This window comes from Kribbella sp. NPDC049227, assembly GCF_043197265.1.
GTDB lineage: Bacteria > Actinomycetota > Actinomycetes > Propionibacteriales > Kribbellaceae > Kribbella.
Window position 1 is genome coordinate 61,821 of sequence record NZ_JBICST010000009.1, and the last position, 21,167, is coordinate 82,987.

At 68.9% G+C, this 21,167-nt stretch carries 22 protein-coding genes; 13 read left to right on the forward strand and 9 right to left on the reverse strand.

Features of this window, described 5'->3' with window-relative positions:
- Window position 1: 1 nt before the first annotated feature.
- Window positions 2–1,054: an aminotransferase class V-fold PLP-dependent enzyme gene (locus ACGFH6_RS36810; RefSeq protein WP_393393769.1), complete on the reverse strand. Its 1,053-nt coding sequence runs from the start codon at window positions 1,052–1,054 to the stop codon at window positions 2–4.
- A 110-nt stretch (window positions 1,055–1,164) separates the two neighbouring features.
- Here ACGFH6_RS36810 and ACGFH6_RS36815 point away from each other — a divergent pair, with 110 nt between their 5' ends.
- Window positions 1,165–2,208: an aldo/keto reductase gene (locus ACGFH6_RS36815; protein WP_393393772.1), complete on the forward strand. Its 1,044-nt coding sequence runs from the start codon at window positions 1,165–1,167 to the stop codon at window positions 2,206–2,208.
- 94 nt (window positions 2,209–2,302) lie between these two features.
- Here ACGFH6_RS36815 and ACGFH6_RS36820 read toward each other — a convergent pair whose 3' ends face one another.
- The gene (locus ACGFH6_RS36820; protein ID WP_393393774.1) at window positions 2,303–2,734 is read right to left on the reverse strand and encodes a MarR family winged helix-turn-helix transcriptional regulator; all 432 of its coding nucleotides are present in this window, start codon (window positions 2,732–2,734) and stop codon (window positions 2,303–2,305) included.
- A gap of 61 nt (window positions 2,735–2,795) precedes the next feature.
- On the opposite strand from ACGFH6_RS36820, the gene ACGFH6_RS36825 reads away from it, so the two are divergent.
- The 9 genes from ACGFH6_RS36825 to ACGFH6_RS36865 all read left to right on the forward strand — a co-directional run bounded on the left by ACGFH6_RS36825 (window position 2,796) and on the right by ACGFH6_RS36865 (window position 10,128).
- The gene (locus ACGFH6_RS36825) at window positions 2,796–3,200 is read left to right on the forward strand and encodes a VOC family protein (protein WP_393393777.1); all 405 of its coding nucleotides are present in this window, start codon (window positions 2,796–2,798) and stop codon (window positions 3,198–3,200) included.
- A gap of 64 nt (window positions 3,201–3,264) precedes the next feature.
- On the forward strand, window positions 3,265–3,471 hold the full coding sequence (locus ACGFH6_RS36830) for a hypothetical protein (protein WP_393393780.1): 207 nt from the start codon (window positions 3,265–3,267) through the stop codon (window positions 3,469–3,471).
- 56 nt (window positions 3,472–3,527) lie between these two features.
- Window positions 3,528–3,728, forward strand: coding sequence for a hypothetical protein (locus ACGFH6_RS36835; protein WP_393393782.1), 201 nt, complete (start codon window positions 3,528–3,530; stop codon window positions 3,726–3,728).
- A 62-nt stretch (window positions 3,729–3,790) separates the two neighbouring features.
- Window positions 3,791–4,801, forward strand: coding sequence for a LacI family DNA-binding transcriptional regulator (locus ACGFH6_RS36840; protein ID WP_393393784.1), 1,011 nt, complete (start codon window positions 3,791–3,793; stop codon window positions 4,799–4,801).
- A gap of 73 nt (window positions 4,802–4,874) precedes the next feature.
- The gene (locus ACGFH6_RS36845; protein WP_131511032.1) at window positions 4,875–6,161 is read left to right on the forward strand and encodes an extracellular solute-binding protein; all 1,287 of its coding nucleotides are present in this window, start codon (window positions 4,875–4,877) and stop codon (window positions 6,159–6,161) included.
- Window positions 6,162–6,176: 15 nt separating this feature from the next.
- The gene (locus ACGFH6_RS36850; protein ID WP_393393787.1) at window positions 6,177–7,121 is read left to right on the forward strand and encodes a carbohydrate ABC transporter permease; all 945 of its coding nucleotides are present in this window, start codon (window positions 6,177–6,179) and stop codon (window positions 7,119–7,121) included.
- Window positions 7,118–7,945, forward strand: a complete 828-nt coding sequence (locus tag ACGFH6_RS36855; protein WP_131511034.1) for a carbohydrate ABC transporter permease — start codon at window positions 7,118–7,120, stop codon at window positions 7,943–7,945. Before ACGFH6_RS36850 ends, ACGFH6_RS36855 begins: the two co-directional genes overlap by 4 nt.
- 28 nt (window positions 7,946–7,973) lie before the next feature.
- Window positions 7,974–9,473, forward strand: coding sequence for an alpha-N-arabinofuranosidase (locus ACGFH6_RS36860; RefSeq protein WP_393393791.1), 1,500 nt, complete (start codon window positions 7,974–7,976; stop codon window positions 9,471–9,473).
- Window positions 9,474–9,498: 25 nt separating this feature from the next.
- Window positions 9,499–10,128, forward strand: a complete 630-nt coding sequence (locus tag ACGFH6_RS36865) for a TMEM175 family protein (protein WP_393393794.1) — start codon at window positions 9,499–9,501, stop codon at window positions 10,126–10,128.
- Here the strand turns inward: ACGFH6_RS36865 and ACGFH6_RS36870 are convergent.
- From ACGFH6_RS36870 to ACGFH6_RS36880, 3 genes are read right to left on the reverse strand one after another with little or no spacing between them, the layout of a single operon-like run.
- Entirely contained in the window at window positions 10,114–10,590 is a 477-nt protein-coding gene (locus ACGFH6_RS36870; protein WP_393393796.1) for a hypothetical protein, read from the reverse strand. The two genes, ACGFH6_RS36865 and ACGFH6_RS36870, sit on opposite strands and share 15 nt — an antisense overlap.
- 49 nt (window positions 10,591–10,639) lie before the next feature.
- Complete coding sequence (locus ACGFH6_RS36875; RefSeq protein WP_393393799.1) at window positions 10,640–11,278, reverse strand: response regulator; 639 nt, start codon at window positions 11,276–11,278, stop codon at window positions 10,640–10,642.
- Window positions 11,278–12,600: a sensor histidine kinase gene (locus ACGFH6_RS36880; RefSeq protein WP_393393802.1), complete on the reverse strand. Its 1,323-nt coding sequence runs from the start codon at window positions 12,598–12,600 to the stop codon at window positions 11,278–11,280. Before ACGFH6_RS36880 ends, ACGFH6_RS36875 begins: the two co-directional genes overlap by 1 nt.
- A 104-nt stretch (window positions 12,601–12,704) precedes the next feature.
- Here ACGFH6_RS36880 and ACGFH6_RS36885 point away from each other — a divergent pair, with 104 nt between their 5' ends.
- Together ACGFH6_RS36885 and ACGFH6_RS36890 are read left to right on the forward strand one after the other, a co-directional pair.
- Window positions 12,705–14,411 carry an ABC transporter ATP-binding protein gene (locus ACGFH6_RS36885; protein ID WP_393393805.1) on the forward strand — a complete coding sequence of 569 codons (1,707 nt, stop codon included), beginning with the start codon at window positions 12,705–12,707 and terminating at the stop codon, window positions 14,409–14,411.
- A gap of 176 nt (window positions 14,412–14,587) precedes the next feature.
- A complete protein-coding gene (locus tag ACGFH6_RS36890) occupies window positions 14,588–15,391 on the forward strand; it encodes a serine/threonine-protein kinase (RefSeq protein WP_393393808.1) in 804 nt (267 codons plus the stop codon).
- Here ACGFH6_RS36890 and ACGFH6_RS36895 read toward each other — a convergent pair.
- The gene (locus ACGFH6_RS36895) at window positions 15,376–15,822 is read right to left on the reverse strand and encodes a GNAT family N-acetyltransferase (protein WP_393393812.1); all 447 of its coding nucleotides are present in this window, start codon (window positions 15,820–15,822) and stop codon (window positions 15,376–15,378) included. The two genes, ACGFH6_RS36890 and ACGFH6_RS36895, sit on opposite strands and share 16 nt — an antisense overlap.
- A gap of 10 nt (window positions 15,823–15,832) precedes the next feature.
- Window positions 15,833–16,546 (reverse strand): siderophore-interacting protein, encoded by a 714-nt coding sequence (locus ACGFH6_RS36900; protein ID WP_393393815.1) that lies wholly within the window; start codon window positions 16,544–16,546, stop codon window positions 15,833–15,835.
- Between the two features lie 89 nt (window positions 16,547–16,635).
- Between ACGFH6_RS36900 and ACGFH6_RS36905 the strand changes: the two genes are divergently transcribed.
- A complete protein-coding gene (locus ACGFH6_RS36905; protein WP_393393818.1) occupies window positions 16,636–19,230 on the forward strand; it encodes a GNAT family N-acetyltransferase in 2,595 nt (864 codons plus the stop codon).
- A 237-nt stretch (window positions 19,231–19,467) separates the two neighbouring features.
- On the opposite strand, the gene ACGFH6_RS36910 is transcribed toward ACGFH6_RS36905, so the two are convergent.
- Both ACGFH6_RS36910 and ACGFH6_RS36915 read right to left on the reverse strand, forming a co-directional pair.
- Window positions 19,468–20,763, reverse strand: a complete 1,296-nt coding sequence (locus tag ACGFH6_RS36910) for an SAM-dependent methyltransferase (RefSeq protein ID WP_393393821.1) — start codon at window positions 20,761–20,763, stop codon at window positions 19,468–19,470.
- Window positions 20,764–20,925: 162 nt separating this feature from the next.
- A complete protein-coding gene (locus tag ACGFH6_RS36915) occupies window positions 20,926–21,123 on the reverse strand; it encodes a hypothetical protein (RefSeq protein WP_393393824.1) in 198 nt (65 codons plus the stop codon).
- Window positions 21,124–21,167 lie beyond the last annotated feature (44 nt).

The following is a 21,167-nucleotide window of genomic DNA, read 5'->3' on the forward strand; positions in this document are numbered from 1 at the left end:
TCTAGCTGTTAATCAGGGGCTTCAGGGCTGCCAAGGCCTGATGTACGTCGGCTTGCGTGGAGTAGATGTGGAAGGACGCGCGGAGCTTGCCGTCGCGCACGGCGGCCCGGATACCCGCGGCCGCGAAGGCGTCGTCGGCTCCGGGGATGCTGGTGCTGACGATCGCGCTGTTCGACGGCGGCAGACCGAGGCCGGCGCGGAACTCGTTCGCCAGGCCGACGTTGTGGTGGTTGATCGTCTCGACGCCGATCTCCTCGACCAACTCCAGCGCCGGTGCGGCACCGACGAAGCAGAACCAGGCCGGCGACTGGTCGAACCTGCGCGCGCCGTCGGCGAGGTCCATCCGGGTCCCGTAGTACGAGCCGCGCACGTCCTGACCGGCGTACCACCCGGCGGCCATCGGGCGGCACCGCTCCTGGAGTCGCGGCGACAGGTAGCCAAGCGTCGCACCGCGCGGCGACATCAACCACTTGTAGGTGTGCGCGACGAGTCCGTCGATCCCGTCCACGGTCAGCGGCAGCCAGCCGAGCGCCTGGCTCGCGTCGATCACCACGAGCGCACCGACCTCTTTGCTCGCGGCAACCACCGCGGGCAGGTCGAGGACGACTCCGGTCGACGACTGGACCGCACTCACCGCGACCAGGTCGACACCTGGCCGGATCGCCGAGACCAACTGGTCTCCTGGTACGCCGACGACCTCGATACCACGGTCCTCGTGCACCTTCCACGGGAAGACGTTCGACGTGAACTCGACGTCGTCGGTGAGAACCTTCGCGCCATCCGGAAGGGCGGCCGCGATCGGGACCAGCGCAGCCGAGACCGTGCTGCCGACGAAGACATCCCGTACGTCGGCTCCGACCATGCGCGCGAACGACTCCCGCGAACGGGTCGTGGACGCGTCCCAGGGTTCCCAACTCGTGGCGCCGACCCGCCAGTCGGACAGCACTGCCTGCAACGCCTCCCAGGCCGGCCTCGGCGGCAATCCGTAGGAGGCCGTGTTCAGCCACCCCGGCTCCGGATCCCACAACCCCGCGAACTCGTCGACACCGCCCACGTGCACTCCTCAGATCGGCTCTCCGACCACCTTATGCGGGGCTTGACCTAGACAGCGGTCTAGCTCCTAGCCTCCGGGACATCGGGTCACGACACAGGAGGAGTTCGTTCATGCGTTACCGCACGTTGGGTGGGACCGGGATCGAGGTCAGTGCGCACTGCCTCGGAACCATGATGTTCGGTGCCGTCGGCAACCCCGACCACGAGGACAGTGTCCGGATCATCCATACCGCACTCGACCGGGGCATCAACTTCGTCGACACCGCGGACATGTACTCCACCGGCGAGTCCGAGGAGATCGTCGGCAAAGCCCTGAAGGGGCGCCGGGACGACGTCGTCCTGGCGACCAAGGTGCACTTCCCGCTGCACGACGGGAGCCGCAACCAGAGCGGGAACTCGCGCCGGTGGATCACGCGGGCGGTCGAGGACAGCCTGCGCCGGCTCGACACCGACTGGATCGATCTCTACCAGGTCCACCGGCCGGATCACACCACGGACATCGAGGAAACACTGTGGGTGATGAGCGATCTCGTCTCCCAGGGGAAGATCCGCGCGTTCGGGTGCTCGGCATTCCCGGCCGAGGAGCTGGTGGAGGCGTACCACGTGTCGGAGCGGCGTGGATACGGGCGTTTCCGCACCGACCAACCGCCGTACTCGATGATCAGCCGTGGGGTCGAGCGTTCGGTGCTGCCGACCTGCCGGCGGTTGGGGATGGGCGTGCTCACCTACAGCCCGTTGGCGTGGGGCTTCCTGTCCGGCAAGATCCGCAGGGACCAGCCGATCGACCTCACCACCGGCCGCGCAGCCCTCGCACCGCACCGTTTCGACCCGTCTCTGCCTGCCAACGCCGCGAAGTACGACGCGGTCGAGCGGCTGATGGAAGTTGCCGAAGGCATCGGAGTCACGCTCCCGGAGCTGGCGCTGTCGTTCGTCACCACGCACCCGGCGGTCACCTCGGTGATCAACGGCCCGCGCACGATGGACCAACTGGAAGGCCTGCTGAAGGCCGCCGACCTGGTCCTCGACGACGCCGTCCTCGACCGGATCGACGAGATCGTTCCACCCGGCACCGACCTCTACGAAGCCGACGCCGCCTGGCAACCCCAGTCGCTCACGGACGTCGCGCAGCGCCGCCGACCTGCCGCGGAGCGGTGAAGTGCGGACCGCCACGCCATCACAATCCACGGTTCCGGAGCGCGTCCAGCGCAGCTCGGTGTCGCTGGGCACGTTGTGATGGCCTGGCGGTTCATCAGTCCTGGGTTGAGTGTGCGCGGATCTTCGTCACCAGGGCGTGGAGGGTTGCGCGCTCGGCCGGGGTCAGCGGCTGCAGGGTTGTCTTCTCGACGTCGCGGACGCTCTGCTGGGCCGTCCTCAGGGCAGTCCGGCCTCTGGCGGCGAGGGTGATCCGGTAGCGGCGGCGGTCGGCCGGGTCGCGCTCTCGCTGGACCATCCGCTTCTCGATCAGCGCGTCCATCAAGCGGACCATGTCGGCGGTGTCCATACCGAGTGCGGTAGCGAGCGCGTTCTGCGCCGACGGGCCGAGCTCGGCCAGCTCCGCCAGGGCGGCGTACTCCCACAACGTGAGGCCGGGGCGCTCGGCCAGCCGGTCGGCGATCGCTCGCCGGCCGGCCACCGCCACCTTGTGCAGCACGAAGGTGGTCGTCCCGCTGAGCGTCTCCATCGCGCTATTGTAGGCTCGAACCAACTGTTGGTTATTCCCAACTAATTGGAGATGCTCACCCATGGACGCGCTCTACCCGCGGCTGCTGGTCCGCGACTTTCCGGCCGCCGTCGACTTCTACCGGCCCGCACTGGCCGAGCTGTACGGCGTTCAGCCGGTCAAGGTGATCCCGGAGGCGCAGTACGCGAACTGGGATCTGGACGGTCAAACCGGTCTGGTGCTGTTCGGCCGCGCGATGATCGCGAGCACGATCGGCACCGCCGCGCTCCCGGCTGATGTGGAGTCCCAGGACGCGTCGATGCTGGTGCTGAAGGTCGACGCCGTGGACCCGGCGACCGCGGTTCTGGAGAAGCTCGGCGCCACGGTTCTGACCTCGCCCCAGGACCGCCCGCAGTGGGGTCCGAACCTCCGGACCGCCCACCTCCGCGCCCCCGACGGCACCCTGCTCGAACTCCAGTCGTACTGACGCACTTTTCGATCGTTGGAAATCGGGAACCGGGGTGAGGTAATCGGAAGAAAGAGTGAGGTCGATGGCACCCCTGCCGCAGTCCATCCGCAACGCCGCGGAACCCTGGACAGCACAAGAACTCAACAAGCTCAAAGCACTCGCCGCAGAGAACCTGCCACCCTCGGTGATCGGTCTCCGGCTCGGCCGGCCGGAAGGAGCGATCCTCAGCAAGGCGCTCCAGACCGGTATCACCCTCACCCCGCTGAACCGCCCGCCGTACGGCACCTGACCCGGGGCCCCGTCGACGTACCGTGGAGGTACGCGGACGATCCGAGGGAGGGTGTCATGAGTTTCGACAGGCCCGGCGTGCCGCATCCCGGTCACGAGATGGACCCGGACATCGACCAGGACCTGGTCGAAGAGGGTGTCGAACTGACCGAGCACGAGCCGGACATCCCGGACCACCCGGGCGGTCCGTCGGCCGGTCCGCAGCCGAACCCGCCCCGGCGCCCACCGCACGACGTGCCGCCGTCGACCGACGACTGAGCGGTCCGGGCGGTCGCGTGCATTACCGTGTGTGCCCATGACCGGTGGTTGGGGGTGATGCCGTGGCGGTGACGATGCGTGACGTGGCCCGGCAGGCCGGGGTGTCACCGAAGACCGTCTCCAACGTGATGAACGGGTACCCGTACATCCGTGAGGAGACCCGGACCAAGGTGCTCGCCGCGATCGATGCGCTCGGCTACCAGATGAACATCTCGGCCCGGAACCTCAAGTCCGGCCGGACCGGCATCATCGGCCTGGCCGTGCCCGAGCTCAGCCTGCCGTACTTCGGCGAGCTCGCGGACGCGGTGATCGAGGCCGCGGAGAAGCACGGCCTGACCGTGATGATCGAGCAGACCGGCGCGGACCGCGACCGCGAGCTGACCGTGATCAACCGGCCGCGCGGTCACTTGGTCGACGGTCTGCTGTACAGCCCGCTCGGCCTCGGGCAGGAAGACATCGGGCAGCTGAGAACGTCCACACCGATGGTCCTGCTCGGCGAACGCATCTTCCACAGCCCGGTCGACCACGTGATGATCGACAACGTGGCCGGCACCAAGGCCGCGGTCGAACACCTGCTCCAACTCGGCCGCCGCCGGATCGCCGTCCTCGGCGTCCACCCCGGCGAGAAGGTCGGCACCGCCGCCATCCGGTACGACGCGTATGCCGAGGCGCTCACCGAGCACGGCGTACCGGTGCCGGAGGAGCTCGCCTTCCACGCCGGCAAGTGGCACCGCTCGACCGGCGCCGAGGCAACCCAGGCCCTGCTCGCCTCCGGACGGAAGTTCGATGCCGTCCTCGCCCTCAACGACACCCTCGCCCTCGGTGCGATCCGGACCCTCACCAAGCACGGCCTGCGCATCCCGGACGACGTCGCCGTCGCCGGCTTCGACAACATCGACGAGGCTCGATACAGCACGCCGACCCTGACCACCGTCGACCCCGGCCGCGCCCAGATCGCCCGCACCGCGGTCGACCTCCTCGTCCGCCGGATGACCGGCGACGACTCCGAACACGAGGAGATCGTGGCCCCGTACGAGCTCCACACCCGCGAATCGACCCTCGGCACCAACTGAGCCCTTGACGGTCCCAAAGCACCCGGGCATCATCTCTACACCGATGTAGTACACCGATGTAAAGTAGGCTCGCATGCTTGACGACCGCCCTCCTCGTCCACGGCGCAGAGCAGTACTAGGTGGCATGCTCGGCGCCCTCGCGCTCACCGGTTGCGGCAGCCTCGGGTCCCGGCCACGGGTCCGGGAATGGAACCTGTTCGGCGGCGGTGACGGCGCCCGCCTGCTGCAGATCCATCAGCAGTACGTCGCCGAACACCCCGACGTCGACTTCGAGGCGCACACACTCGCCTGGGGTCCGCCGTTCTACACGAAGCTCGCGATGTCCGCGGCCGGCGGCCGCGCGCCCGAGGTCGCGACCCTGCATCTGTCCCGGCTGAAGGGTTTCAGTCCGACCACGATGCTCGATCCGATCCCGGTCGACCTGCTCGAGGAGGCCGGCGTCCGCGAGTCCGACTTCCTGCCGGCGACCTGGAACCGCTGCATCGTCGACGGGAAGCTGTACGCCGTACCGCTCGACCAGCACCCGTTCGTCCTCTACTACAACACCGACGTCTGCAAGAAGGCCGGTCTCCTCGGCCCGGACGGCAAGATCAAGCCGGTCAAGGGCGTCACCGAGTTCCTCGACATGCTCAAGGCGGTCAAGGAGACCACCGGCAAGTACGCCGCCTCGGTCGAGACCACGAACCCGTGGCGGATCTGGTGGACGCTCTACGGCCAGCTGGAAGGCAAGTTCTTCAGCGACGACGGCACGCGGCTCGTCCTGGACGACGCCAAGGCGCTGGAAGCCCTTGAACTGATGGCGAAACTCGCCACCGACGGGCTCACCCCGAAGTCGTCGAACTACGCCGCCCTGGTCGCCCAGTTCACCAACGGCGACGCAGGCCTGAGCTTCAACGGTGAGTGGGAAGTGACGACGTACCAGACCGCGAAGACGCCGTTCAGCATGGCGCCGTTCCCGGTCGTGTACGACGTACCGAGTTTCGCCGGGGACTCGCACACGTTCGTGCTGCCGCACCAGGCCAACCGGAACAAGGACGACACCAAGGCGACGATCGAGTACATCGCCTGGATCCTCAAGCACAGCGCGGACTGGGCGGCCGGCGGCCACATCCCGGCGTACCAGCCGGTGGCGAAGAGCCAGAAGTACCTGGACCTCAAGCCACAGGCGGAGTACCGCAGTGTCGCGCCGGACGTGCTCTACGACCCGGACGGCTGGTTCAGCGGTTCGGGAGCCCAGCTGGAGAACGAGGCCGGAGCCGCGTTCAGCGGAGTGTTCTCCGGCCAGGCGACACCCAAGGCGGCGCTCGCGCAGTTCAAGGCCGCCACCCAGAAGTTGCTCGACACCCCGTCCCCGGTCTGACAGGAGGTCACGTTCATGGCCGTGCAGACACAACCTCAGGTCACCACGAGTACGCCGCGCACCGCGGCGAAGCCGGCGGCGGGACAGCCCTGGAAGGAACGCTGGGGCGGGCTGTTCTTCGTCGCGCCGTTCCTGCTGCTGTTCGCCGTCTTCATGATCTGGCCGATCATCTCCGGACTGTGGAACAGCTTCTTCAACACCAGTCTCGCCGGAGTGAAGCAGGAGTTCCTCGGGCTGCAGAACTGGCGGGAGATGTTCGGCGATCCGGCCGTCTGGTCGTCACTGAAGAACACCCTCGTCTTCACCGCGATGAGTACTCCGCCACTGGTCGTCATCGCGCTGGTGATGGCCCTGCTGGCCAACCGCAAAGGCCTGCTGGGCTGGCTGTTGCGGTTCTCGTACTTCGCTCCGTTCGTCCTGCCCGCGACCGTCGTCACCCTGATCTGGGTGTGGATCTACCAGCCCGGGTTCGGCCTGGTGAACGGGCTGCTGACGGCCGGCGGGTTCGCCGAGATCGACTGGCTGAACACCGAGAACCGGGCCATGCTCGCCGTGGTGATCACGACCGTCTGGTGGACGGTCGGATTCAACTTCCTGCTCTATCTCGCCGCCCTGCAAGGGATTCCGGCCCAGGTGTACGAGGCGGCCGCGATCGACGGCGCGAACGGCCGGCAGCAACTGTTCCGGATCACGCTCCCGCTGCTGAGCCGGACCACCGGGCTGATCGTCGTCCTGCAACTGGTGGCGTCGCTGAAGATCTTCGACCAGATCTACCTGATGACCAACGGCGGACCGAACTTCGCGACCCGGCCGATCATCCAGTACATCTACCAGAACGGCTTCACCAACTACCGGATCGGCTACGCGTCGGCGATCTCGTACATGTTCTTCGCGGTCATCGTGGTGGTCGCGGTGCTGCAGTTCAGACTGTTCTCCGGCCGGAAGGAGGCCGACCGATGAGGACGACGTGGACCTTCCCGAAGGTGGCGACCATCGTCGGCGCGGTACTGCTGGCCGTGCTCTGGCTGGTTCCGTTGCTCTGGGCCCTCGACACCTCGCTCAAGCCGGAACCGGAGACGACCCGGTCACCGATCACGTGGTTGCCGGCAGCACCGACCATGGCGGCGTACAGCAGCGTGCTCGACCAGGGCGACCTGATCCGCTGGTTCTTCAACAGCACCGTCGTGTCGGTGCTGGTGACCGGGCTGACCCTGGTCGTCTCGGTGCTGGCGGCGTTCGGCTTCTCCCGGACCAGGTTCCCCGGCCGGCGGGTGCTGTTCGGCCTGATCATCGCCGGCATCCTGGTCCCGCCGCAGGTGCTGATCGTGCCGCTGTTCCAGGAGATGACCGGCCTCGGCCTGGTCGACACCTACTGGGGCATCGTGCTGCCGCAGGTGGTCGCGCCGGTGATGGTGTTCGTCCTGAAGAAGTTCTTCGACGGCATCTCCCGCGACTACGAGGACGCCGCCCGGGTGGACGGCGCGACCCGGTGGCGGATCGTCTGGAGCGTGATGGTGCCGATGTCGCGCCCGATCCTCGTTGCCGTCGGCATCTTCACGTTCATCGGGGCCTGGAACAACTTCCTCTGGCCGTTCATCGTGACCACCGACCCGTCGATGATGACGATCCCGGTCGGACTCGCCAACGTGCAGGGCTCCTACGGCCTGCGCTACGCCCAGATCATGGCGTCCGCCGTGCTGGGCGGACTTCCCTTGCTGATCGTCTACGCCCTCTTCCAGCGCCATGTGGTGCGTGGGGTGGGCGACGCCGGCATCAAGGGATGACCTCACCTCTCACGACAGGAGCCACCTGGTGACCTCTGCCCGCATCATCATCGACCCCGCGTTCACGGTTGCCCCGGTCAACCGGCGGACCTTCGGCACGTTCGTCGAGCACATGGGCCGCTGTGTCTACACCGGCATCTACGAGCCCGGGCACGCGACCGCCGACGAGGACGGCTTCCGCAAGGACGTCCTCGAGCTCACCCGGGAGCTCGGGGTGTCCGTGGTCCGCTACCCCGGCGGCAACTTCGTCTCCGGCTACCGCTGGGAGGACGGCGTCGGCCCGCGCGAGGGCCGGCCGCGGCGGCTCGACCTGGCCTGGCACAGCGTCGAGACGAACGAGTTCGGCCTGGACGAGTTCATCACCTGGTGCGCCAAGGCCGGGGTGGAGCCGATGATGGCGCTGAACCTCGGCACCCGCGGTGTGCAGGAGGCCCTCGACCTGCAGGAGTACTCGAACCACCGCGGCGGTACGGCGCTGTCCGACCTGCGCGAGCAGCACGGCGCGTCGCCGTACGGGATCAAGTTGTGGTGCCTCGGCAACGAGTTGGACGGGCCGTGGCAGATCGGGCACAAGACCCCGGCCGAGTACGGGCGGCTCGCGGCCGAGACGGCACGGACGATGCGGATGATCGAGCCCGATCTGGAGCTGGTCGCCTGTGGTTCGTCGTCGTCGCGGATGCCGACGTTCGGGACCTGGGAACGCGAGGTGCTGCGGGAGACGTACCAGTTCGTCGACTACATCTCGTGCCACGCGTACTACGGCAACGACGACGGCGACACCGCGTCGTTCCTGGCCTCGGCCGTGAACATGGACCACTTCATCGAGGCCGTCGTCGCCACCGCGGACCACGTCGGCGCGGAGCTCAAGAGCAGCAAGAAGATCGGCATCTCCTTCGACGAGTGGAACGTCTGGTACGGCGAACGCTCGCGGCGGACCGACGGACCGCACGACCAGTGGGAGGTCGCCCCACGCCGGATCGAGGACGAGTACAACGTCACCGACGCCGTTGTCGTCGGCAACCTCCTGATCTCGCTGCTGCGGCACAGCGACCGGGTCGCCGTCGCCTGCCTGGCGCAGCTGGCGAACGTGATCGCGCCGATCATGACGGAGCCGAACGGCCCGGCCTGGCGGCAGCCGACGTTCCACCCGTTCGCGATCACCTCGCGACTCGCGGCCGGCCAGGTGCTGCGGCTGGAGACCGACTCACCGACCGTCAGCACCGCCAAGTACGGCGACGTCCCGGCCGTCGACGCGGTCGCGACGTACTCCGAGGGCGAACTGTCGGTCTTCCTGGTCAACCGCTCGTCCGAGGACACGATCGACGTCACCGTCGACGTCAGCCGCTCCGGCGTCACCACCGTCGAGGAGGCCGTGATGGTGCACGACGCCGATGCGCTGGCCACCAACTCCGCCGAGAACCCCGACCGCGTCACCCCCCAACCAGTCGATTCCCGCCTCCAGGACGGCCGGCTGACCGTCACCCTCCCGGCCATCAGCTGGGTTGCGCTGAGGCTGTCGACCGACTGAGTTCGCGGTGTCAGACTGGGTGACCGTGGCCACCCAGTCTGACCTTGCGGACACCTCGCGGATCGAGGCGTTCAGCGACGGCGTGTTCGCGATCGCGATCACCCTGCTCGTCCTCGAGTTGCACATTCCCGAGCCCGAACCGGACGAGCGGCTCTGGCCGGCGTTGGTGCAGGAGTGGCCGCAGTTCGCGGCGTACCTGACCAGCTTCGCGGTCCTCGGCATCATGTGGGTCAACCACCACTCGATGTTCCGGCAGATCCGGCGGGCGGACCGCGGGCTGATGTTCCTCAACCTGCTGCTGTTGCTGTGGACCGCGCTGCTGCCGTTCCCGACGAACATGTTCGCCGAGTACCTGCGTGACGACACGATCGATGCCCATGTCGCGGCTGCGGTCTACAGCACCAACCTGACGCTGGCGGCGATCGCGTTCAGCCTGATCTGGTGGCACGTGCTGCGGTCTCACCTGGTCGACCACAACCTCACGCCGTCCGAGCAGCGCGCGTCGGTCCTGCGCTACTCGATCGGCACGCTGTTCTACGCGGCCTGCATCGGGCTGTCGTTCATCTCGGCCCCGCTCACCTTGCTCGTCCAGTTCGTCCTTGCCCTGTACTACGGCTTCGAGCAACTGCGGACCCGGTCGTCAGCCGTGGCCTGACCCGTCGTCGCCGGACTTGCCCTTCCCGGAGTTGCCGGAGTCGCCACCCTTGTCGTCACCCGGCTCGGTGGTGTTCGAGCCCTTCGTGGTCGTCGACGGAGCGCGGCTGCGATCGCCGCCCTTGTCGTCGCCGCGCTCGGTCGTCCTGGTGCCCGACGGCGTACGGGTGCGGTCGCCGCCGTGGTCGTCCGGGCTCGGTGTCGTCGGCGTGATCGTGGCGCTCTGCGGGTTCACGGTGACCGGCGGCGGCAGCCAGAGCTGGGCCGGTGACTCGTTGGGAGTGCCGGGGTCGAAGGCCGTCCAGACAGCGGTGCCGCCTGCGACCAGGCCTGCGGCCGCGGCCAGGCCGAGCAGTCCGGTGCCGGCCCAGGCCAGGTAGCGGGCCGGGCGGCGAGTGGACGCCGGCTCGGCGGATCGCGACTGCAGGACGACCGGTCGGCGTCTCGGGTCTTCTGGCTCCATACTCCGATGGTGTCCGGTCGACCCGGTCCGCCGCCATCGGACCTTGGTACTAGTACCCCTGGTCCGGCTGCCGCTGGGCGTGCCGCTGCGCCCACAGCGCGGCCTGCGTGCGGTCGGTGACGCCGAGCCGCTGGTACACGTTGGTCAGGTGCGCCTTGACCGTGCGCTCGCTGATTCCCAGCCGGCGCGCGATCGTCTTGTTCGGCAGCCCGTCGCCGACCATCCGCAGTACCTCCTGCTCCCGCCCGGTCAGCTTGACCTCCGGACCGGGGTTGCGCCGGTGCGTCAGCAGCACCCGCGCCGCCTTCGGGTCGAGCGGCGATCCACCCGCCATCACCTCGCGGATGCCGGCCAGGATCACCTCGGGTTCACTGTGCTTGAGCAGATACCCCTCCGCGCCCGCCTGCAGCGCGTCCAGGATCCGCGTCTGGTCGCTGAACGACGTCAGCACCACCACCCGCACGGACGAGTCCGCGGCGACGATCCGCCCGGTCGCCGCGACCCCGTCGGTGCCCGGCATCGACAGATCCATCAGTACGACGTCCGGCCGCAGCTCGGCCGCCATCGTGACCGCCTGGTCCCCGTCGTCCGCGGCGCCGACCAGCTCGAGGTCGTCCGCCGTACCGATCAGCTGGGACAGGCCGGCCCGGACGATCGCGTGATCGTCGGCGATCAGGACCCGGATCATCAGACCGGCACCTCGACTTCCACTCGTGTCCCCTGGCCTGGCGCGGCCCGCACCGTCAGCATGCCACCTGAGTCCGCCAGCAGGTCGCCGATCGACCTCAGCCCGAGGTGTCCGCTGCTGCTGCGCTCGTCCAGCCGCGACTCGTCGAACCCGCGCCCGTCGTCGTCCACGACCAGTCGTGCGACTCCGTCACTCCGGTCCGCACTGATCAGCACCTCGCGCGCCCCACTGTGTGCGGCCACGTTGCGGATGATCTCCTGCGCGGCCCGGAACAGCAGCGCGGCGGCCGCGGGTGGCAGCTGCTCCGCACCATCGGTCTCCAGCCGTACGTCGATCCCCACGCGCTCGAGACCGGCAGCCAGCTCGGCCAGTGCGGAGGCCAGGCCTTCCTCAGCCAGGTTGGGTGGGTAGATGTCGACCAGCAGCGACCGCAACGAGCCGATGCTGCCACGCAGGCGCGAGGCGCTGTCCGCGATCAGTTCAGCACGCTGGCCCTCGGTCGGATGTCCCAACCGCATGGCGTCGAGCGCGTAGTTGAGCCCGGTGAGTTCCTGCACCACTCCGTCGTGCAGTTCGCCCGCGATCCGGCGCCGTTCGGCGTCCGATGCCTCGACGGCGTGCTGCAGGAGCCGCGCCCGATCGCGCTGCTGCTTCTGGACCCGGCGGGCCAGCGACCAGGCGAACGGGATCTGGACAAGCTCCAGCAGGAGCAGTGCCCCGAGTGACGGTGGAGCGAAGCGCTGCCAGGCGGCCTGTCCGGCCTCGGTGACGGCTTGGTACTGGAAGTACGCCTCGAACAGCATCGGTTCGCCGTTGGCCGCCCGGACGCCGACGTACACCTCGAGGAGCTTCTCGTACGGGATCTCGAAGCGGTTCTCGGGGCGGCTCAGGTCGCTCACCTCGGAGGCGCTGCCCTGCACCCGGAGTGCCTCGATCTCCTCCGGGCCGAGGGGAAAGGTCTGCCCGATCAGTTCCGACTGGTCGGAGTAGACGATCGTGCCGTCCGCGTTCCACAGCTTGACCCGGACCAGTGAGCCCTGCAGCACGTACCTGCGCATCGCGGTGTCGAACTCCTGCAGGGCGGCAGGCTGACCCGCGACGACCTCCGCGGTCAGGCGTGGCTCGACCACGCCGCGCGCGGTCACGTACGTCACCTGCCGAGCGGACTCGGAGGCCTGCTCGATGCCGGCCTGACGAGCGATGTACGCGATCAGCGCGGCCAGCGACAGCAGCACGATCAGGCCGGCGGCAGTGAAGCGCACCAACAGACCGGCGGTCGAGACCGGCTCACGCTCCGCCCGCGGACGTCGCAGTTTCACCATGCTCGGATGGTAGGGGGACCGAACTGTGCAACGGCAGCCCGACAAGAGTCGTAGTACCAAGGTGCACTACCGATGCCGACCTCGGGCCGACGACTGTGGTTGGCATGAAGCTCCCGCTGTCACTCACCGTCGCAGGCCCCGCGGCCAGAGCGCAGTTCCCTGCACTCGCCGCCGCGGCCGGACTGGTCGTGCTGCGGGTCGGTGTGGTGCTGCTGCGTCCGTGGCCGCTGGCTCTGGCCGTCGACCACGCACTCGACGACCGCTCTGCCGGCGGACCGGATCCGCTCCTGGTACTCGGCGGCGCGGCAGCGGCCGGCGTGCTGCTGAGCGGCGCGATCGGGCTGCTCGACATGGGCAGTCTGCGCGCCGCGGAGGGTGCGGCCGAGCGGATCGGTGCCGCGCTGCGAGCCACAATGTTCCAGCGGACCATGACCAGGTCGCTGCGCTGGCACGACAGGATGCGCAGCGGCGAGCTGGTCTCGCGGCTCACCACCGATGTCGGTCGCGTGCTCGACGGCGTCGTCGCACTGGCCACCTCGTTCCTGCCGGATGCCGTGATGCTGCTCGGTGTCCTGGCCCTGCTGTTCGCGTTCGACCCCGAACTCGCGCTGATCGGGCTGGCCGTCGTACCGGTGCTGGCGGCGTTCGCCGTACGGCAGCGGCGGCTGATCAAGTCGGCTCAGCAGGACGCACGCGCCGAGTCCGGACGGCTCGCAGGTACGACGACCGACCTGCTGCGCAATGTGCGAGCGGTGCAGGCCTTCGGCCGGACGGACCGAGCATCTGCCGTCTTCGGCACGCGCAACCGCGCCGTACTGGACGTGGAACTACGGGCGATCGACGTGGACGCCCGCTGGACTCCGGTCGCCGACATTGTGCTCGCAGTCGGGTCGGCGCTGGTCCTGATCGTCGGCGGACGGCACGTGCTGACCGGTGCACTGACCACTGGGCAGTTGCTGGTCGTGCTGGCTTACCTGCGGGACTTGTACTCGCCCGTCCGTGGTCTGACGCGACTGTCCGCCGTACTGGCCAAGGCTGGAGCGAGTGCGACCCGGGTGCGCGATGTACTGGACAACGACGAGGCTGTGGTCGACCGACCGAATGCACGACCGGCGCCCCGGCTGGTGCACGAGGTCTACTTCGAGCAGGTCGGGTTCAGCTACGAAGCGGCGCATCCGGTGCTGCAGGACTTCGACCTGCGGATCGCGGCGGGCGAGACGGTGTGCCTGCTCGGCCCGAGCGGCATCGGTAAGAGCACCGCGCTGTACCTGCTGCTCCGCCTGTACGACGTGGACGCGGGCAGGATCCTGATCGACGGCGTGGATGTGCGGGACTGCGACCAGCGGTCGCTGCGGGAGCGGTTCGCGTTCGTACCGCAGGACCCGTGGCTGCTGGACGCGACGGTCGCCGAGAACATTGCCTTCGGCAACCAGGACGCGACCCGGGCCGGTGTGGTCGCGGCCGGCCGGGCGGCGCTGGTGGACGAGTTCGCCGGCCGGCTGCCGCAGGGCTACGACACCCCACTCGGCGAAGGCGGCGTCCGCCTCTCCGGTGGTCAGCGCCGCCGGGTCGCGATCGCCCGGGCCGCCGTGTCGACCGCGCCGATGGTCCTGCTCGACGAACCGACCGCATCACTGGACCCCGAGTCCGCGGCGGCGGTGATCGAGGCGATCCGCAGTACCACGACGAACCGCACCGTGCTGCTCGTCACCCACGACCGCGCGCTGGCGTCGATCGCCGATCGGGTCGTCACCTTGTCTTCCTCCCGGCCGCCGGCCAGGGGGCTCCTGCAGAACGCCGGAAGGAGGTGAACACCATGCTCCGGATCAAGCCGACCATGCACCACGGCCACGGTCGCGGACGGTCCCGTAGCCGCTCCCGCAGCCGCAGCCGCTCCCGCAGCCGCTCGCGCGACTGACGGACCCGGCCCGCCGGACACCGCTCAGGGTGTGTCCGGCGGGCCGTCAACCTTCTGGAGGGGACAGCGATGGACGAGTTGGCGGTGGACGGCTTGGCGGTGTGGGAGTCGGCCGAAGGTTCGGAGCTCCCCGGCGGGATGCTCGCGATCGAGCGGCTCGGCGTCGGCACGCGCTGCGAGACCTGGCTGGTGTGGTCGCCAGACCTGTGGGCCCCGGCCGTGCTGAAGGTCGCCCGCCCGCACCAGATCCGCCATCCGCGCGCCGTCCGGTCCCTGCGACGAGAGACGGCCGCCCTCAGCGGGAACCAGCATCCGGCCCTCCCCCGGTTGCTTGCCGACGGCACCGACGACGCCGTACCGCACATCGTGATCGAGTACGTCGACGGTCCGTCGCTGGCGGACGAGATCGACGAGAACGGTGCCCTTCCCGACGACCAGGTCGCACTGGTCGGCGCCCAGCTCCTGCCGGCCCTCGCGACCCTGCACCGCCGCGGCCTCGCGCACCTGGATCTGAAGCCGGACAACGTCGTACTGCGGGACGGCCGGCCGATCCTGATCGACTTCGGCACCGCCCGCCGGATCGGCTCACTGCAACCGGCCGGGCATCCCGTCGGCACACTGGGGTACGCCTCGCCCGAGCAGGAGGAGTGCGCACCTGTCAGCGTCGCGATGGATCTCTACAGCCTGGGATGCACCCTCGCCGAGTGCCTCAACCCTGGCGCCGGCAAGGTCTGGCAGGTCGTCAATCGCCTGACCTCGACAGACCCAGCCGCACGGGGCACCGTCGCGGAGGCGTTGCTCGATCTCGCCGCTGCCGCCGGTGAGCTGCGGCCATGGCCCGAGTGGCTCGACCGTTTCTACCGCTCGAACTGAGTGACCTCGACCCCGGGGGCTACCTCGATCCTGGCGATCTCGTGGTAGCCGCGGGACTTGTAGAGGTTGACGGCCGGAGTGTTCGCGGAGCCGGTCGAAACCAGGCTGGACGGCCGTGGCTCCAGCTGGTCGAGGTGGTCGAGCAGCGCGCGCCCGTGACCGCGGCGGGCGTACGCCGGATCGACGATCAGGCGGGAGATCTCGACCGTGTCGTCGTCCGGGAACTCGTACGCCACCGCGCCGACCAGGACGTCACCGTCGTACCGACCGAGCCAGTGTTCGGTGGACGACATCAGACCGGCGAGGTCCTCCTGCAGTGGCGGGATGCCGTCGAACCCGATCAGCTCGGCCTCGATGGCGTACGCGGCGTGCTGGATCGCCAGCAACCGTTCGGCAAGCGTGCGGTCACTGAGGTCGAGAGGGCTGATCACGCCCGTCAGGCTACGCGGCCTTCCAGTAGCCCAACGCCTTCACCCGGTGCTTCGGTACGGCGAGGTCCTTCAGAACGTACGTCGTGAGAGCGCGGGTGGTCGCGGTGTCGCAGGCGATCCAGACGTACGCGCCGGACGCTTCGCCGAGGAGCTTCGGAAGATCCGTCTTGACGCTCGCGACGAGTTCCGGCCGCGGGATCGGACGGAGCTCGTGCCGCTCGGGGTCGATCCGGAACGGGAGCGAGTGGTCGGCGTCGTGCGAGGTCTCGAACCAGATCGTGGCCGGCAGCTTCGGCGCGACCGCGAGCAGCGAGTTGATGGCCGGCAGGGACGCCGGGTCCCCGATCACCAGCATCCGCTCGGGCAGCGGGTCCGGCACCTCGAACCCGGTCCCCTGCACGGTCGCCTCGATCGTGTCGCCGGGCTGGGCCTTGCGGGACCAGTCGCTCGCGCAGCCGTCGTGCAACGCGAACTCCAGGCTGAACGTCCCGGCCCCGGCATCCGGGTCGACCAGCGTGTAGGCCCGCTGGTGCGGCTTGCCCGCATTGTCGAACCACAGCCGCACCCACATCGTCGGGTGAACCCCGATGGCTTCGAGCAGCCCGCCGTCGGTGAAGTGCACCCGGCGGTAGCGCTCGGTGACCTGTTCGGCACCCGTCACGGTGAAGACGAAGTCCTTCCCGCGGAACAGCTTGAGCACCACACCTTCCCAGCCGTGCCCCACGAGAACCTCCCCTAGAGTCGATGCCATTGCGGCCGAAGAATCTGACTTGTAAGTTAGCGCAGCCTAACCTAACTGAAACGAGGCCAGGAGTGAATGCTCGGGTGTTCCGGGACGCGTACGGCGTACCGCATCTGCGGGCTGGAGACCCGCTGGCTCTCGTCTATCTGCAAGGCACCAACGCCGCGGCCGACCGGGCCTGGCAGCTCGAGCTCGAGCGCCGCCGGTTCCTGGGCACCAGCGCGGCCTTCCTGGGCGCCGAGGCGGCGGGCTGGGATGTGTTCGCAAGGCAGGCCCGCCTCGCCGACACCGCGCAGCGCTGCTTCGAGGCGCTCGACGAGCAGACCCGCGACTGGATCACGGCGTACGTCGAGGGCGTGAACCTCGCGCTGCCCGGTGGAGCCGCGCGTGCCCCCGAGTTCGCCCAGACCGGCCTCACGCTGCAGGAGTGGGAGCCGTGGGCGCCGCTCGGCATCTGGCTCGCGGTGCACGTCCTGTTCGCCGGCTTCCCGAGCAAGCTGTGGCGCACCCACGTAGCGCGGACCCTCGGCGACGACAAGATCGACCTGTTCACCTCGGAGGGACCGCGCACGGCGGGCAGCAACGGCTGGATGATCCCCGGGTCGCTGTCCAGCAGCGGCCAGGCGATCGTCGCCGGCGACCCGCACCGCTACATCGAGAGCCCGGGCGTCTACCAGCAGATCCGGTTGTCCTGCCCCGAGTACGACGTACTGGGCCTCGCCGTCCCCGGGATCCCCGGCGTCGCGCACTTCGGCCACACCGGGGAGGTCGCCTGGGCGATCACCAACGCGATGGCCGACTACCAGGACCTGTACGCCGAGCAGCTCCGGCCGGCCGGGCCGGGACTGGAAGCGCTCGGCCCGGACGGCTGGAAGCCGGCACGGGTCCACACCGAGGTCGTCGAGGTGGCCGCCGCGGATCCGATCGAGGTCGAGGTGATCGAGACCGAGCGTGGCCCGGTGATCGTCAACGACTCGACCCGGACGATCAGCATTCGGTACCCGCCGCGCGTGACCGGGCGGCTCGGCTTCGAGGTCATCCCGAAGTTGCTCCAGGCAACCACCGTGGCGGACATCGACGCGGCCGTCGGCGACTGGGTGGAGCCGGTCAACGTGATCCTCGCGGCCGACACCGCGGGTGGGCTGCTCCATCGCACCGCCGGGCTGGTCCCGCGACGCCACGGCGACAACATGCTGCGCGTCGTGCCGGCCTGGGAAGCCGATCACCAGTGGGACGGATGGCACGACCCGATGCCGCGGGAAACCGTCGACGGGCCGGCCGTGATGGCGAACGCGCGGGAGCTCGCGGCCTCACTCGGCGTCGAGTTCGCCGCGCCACATCGGTCTCGCCGGATCCGTGAACTGGTGTCGTCACAGTCGAGCTGGTCGGTGGCGGAGATGCCATCGATCCACCAGGACACCTACCTCGGGTCGGCCGCGTCCGTCCTGGACCTGCTGGCCGGCCTCGAGGAGCTGTCGCCGGAAGCCGTTGCCCTGCGCACCGAACTGCTCGGCTGGGACCGGCGGATGGACGCGACCAGCAGCACCGCATCGTCGTACGCCGCGATCCGGAAGGCGCTCGTCTCGCGGCTCGCCGACCACTTCGGCGTACTCGAGGACGCGCAGGTCCCCGAGGTGTTCGTGCCGTGGATGGACGTGCTCACGCATGTCTCGTACGCGGTGGAGAACCTGCTCACGACCGACCTGATCCCGGACGTCAACGTGTCCTGGCTGGCGCGCGAGGCGCTGGAAGAAGTTGCCGCACGCAAGCGCCGGCCGCCGTGGGGCGAGACGCACCAGCTGGCGCCGTTGCACGCGTTGCGCGGGCCGGTCTTCGCACCGGGCGAGGAGCCGTTCGACCTCGGGCTGTCCGGCGATCATCACTGCGTGATGTCGACCTCGTCCCTGCCAGGACTGACCGATGTGTGCGTGCGCGGCTCGGCTGCGCGCTATGCCTGGGATCTCGCGGATCGGTCGGCCAGCCGATGGGTGGTGCCGCTGGGTGCGTCCGGCGTACTCGGCGACCCGCATCATCACGACCAGCTGCCGTTGTGGTTGCGCGGTGAGCTCGCGCCGATCGTCACCGAGTGGGACAGGCTCGAGCGGGAGGACCGGAGTTTCACCCACGAGATCGAGGGCTTCGGCACGGTCGCAATCGTGGAGGCGGATCCGTCGCGAGATCTCGACCTCATCCACGGCTGGGTCACGGGCGACCGCGCGAGCTTCTGGGGCATGGGCGAGTTGTCCCGGGACGAGATCGCGGCGACGTACGAGTTCCTGGACTCGGTGCCGACGCATCACGTGTACGTCGTGCGCTTGGACGGCGTACCGGTCGGGCTGCTGCACACGTACGATCCACAGGCCGATCCGGTCGGGGCGGCGTACGAGATCCGGGCCGGGGACATCGGGGCGCACCTGCTGGTCGCGCCGGGTGATCCGCGGCCGGGCTTCACCGGGAACCTGTTGCGGGCGATCGGCCGGTTCGTGTTCGTCCACCTCGGTCATCCGCGGCTCGTCGCCGAGCCCGATACGCGCAACGAACGCGCGGTCGACCGCTTGTACCGGTCCGGATTCACCATCGGCCCGGAGGTCAAGATCACGCTGCCGGACGGCACCACGAAGACCGCGCAACTCGGCTTCCTCACAGCGGAACGCTTCCTGAGCTGAACGGCAGGGCATCTACGACCTCTGAGCCAGTTCGGTCCGGAGGTCAGCAACTTCAACCCGGGGGCGACGCTGACGACCAGCAGCGAGGGTCACATGCTGGTCGACGACCGGTTCCCGTGCAGCGCTGTCGGACAGAAGGTCTGGGTGACCGTCACCGGGCCGGAAGGCACCTACACGTCGAACATCTTCGTGTGGAAGTCGGGCTGATCAGTCCTTGCCCGCTGAGTCCTTGCCCGTTCAGTCCTTGACCGCGAGGACGGCGGCGATCAGCGGCTGGTAGTCGGTGAGCTCCTCGACGGTCTCGCGGTTGCGCCACCGGACCGCCGGGACCAGGCCGGGCTCGAGGACGGTGAACCCGTCGCCGTACAGCGCGAGGATCTGCTCGTCGGTGCGCCAGCGGCCGCGGCCGAGTGAGCCCTGCAGGACCTGTTCCAGCTCCTGGCTGCGCGGGTCGTTCTCGCTGCGGAAGTGGCTGATGAAGACGTGGCTTCCGGGCGCGATCCGGTCGTACCAGAACCGGACCAGGCCGGCCGGGTCCTCGTCGTCGTTCACATGGTGCAGGGTGGCGCTGAAGATGATCCCGACCGGCTTGGCGAAGTCGATCAGCGCGTTGGTGTCCGGGTGCTCGTAGATCGCCTTCGGCTCGCGCAGGTCGGCCTGGATGACGGTGGTGTTCTCGTTCTCGGCCAGCAGGGCGCGGCCGTGGGCGAGGACGATCGGGTCGTTGTCGACGTACACGATCTTCGCGTCGGGCACGTACCGCTGCGCGACCTGGTGGACGTTGTCCGCGGTCGGCAGGCCGCTGCCCAGGTCGATGAACTGCCGGACCTGCGTGTGGGTGATGATCTGCTGGATCGCCCGGACCAGCGCCCCGCGGTTGTCGTGGGCGATCACCGCCGAACCGGGCAACTCGTTGATGAACCGGTCCCCGAAGGCGCGGTCGACGGCGAAGTTGTCCTTGCCGCCGAGCAGGTAGTCGTAGGTGCGCGCGATACTCGGCTTGCTCACATCGAACTCCGCGTACGAGCGCTTCCCCTGCTTGTCTGCATCGGCCATCGCGGCGGGTCCTTCCGATCCGGTGGTGACCCCAGTCACTCTATGCGACGCCCGAACCACCCCGCTCCCGCCCCCGGCCAGTCCTGTCCTACCGAACCGTTTCAGCTTCCGGCCGCGATCCGGTCGAAGTACGGACGTGGGCGGCGGACCGGCCGCGGGATCGAGCTGATAGTCGCCTCCGGCAACCATTCGGCCGGTGATCTGGAGCAGCTCGGACGGGCTGTAGTTCTGGAACTCGACCGTCTTGGAGAACCGCGACGCCAGCCCCGGGTTGGCGGCCAGGAAGTCGTCCATCTCCGCGGTGTGCCCGATGTACTGCCCGACCAGGTCCCGGCGCGACACCTCCGTGAACCCGCCCTTCGGCAGTACGCCGAGCATCTTCAGCAGCTTGCCGTAGAGCCGAGCCACCGTGGTCTTCCCGGTCCCCGGCGCACCCGCAAGGCTCTGCGGTCCCGGCCGTGGACGGATCGGCTCCACGCATCGCTCGAGTTGCGGACGCTGTTCCGACCTTGAGAAAGCCCGGTTGAGACAGCCCGCAGCGGCCGTCGGGTTCCGGCACGACGGCCGCTGTGGTGACTGCTGGCTGCTGTCGGTGACCTGATCTGGCGGGCCCTGTCACCGGTGCGTCAGCGCGGTCTCTCAGGCGAGGGCGGTCGTGGTCTTGTCGTGGTCGCGACCGGCCGGATGCCGCTCGCGGGGTGATTCGTGCACCGCATGGTCAGCGGTTCGTGGGGCCGGGCACACCGGGCCGCGGCGGATCGGTCCGCCTCCCAGCCGCCGGCTCTTCCACTGCTTCTCTTCGTAGTCGTAGTAAGTGTCGACGCCTCCGACTGTCATCCAGATCCTCCCGTCAACCCCCCGGCTACACCCCTGGCCGTTAT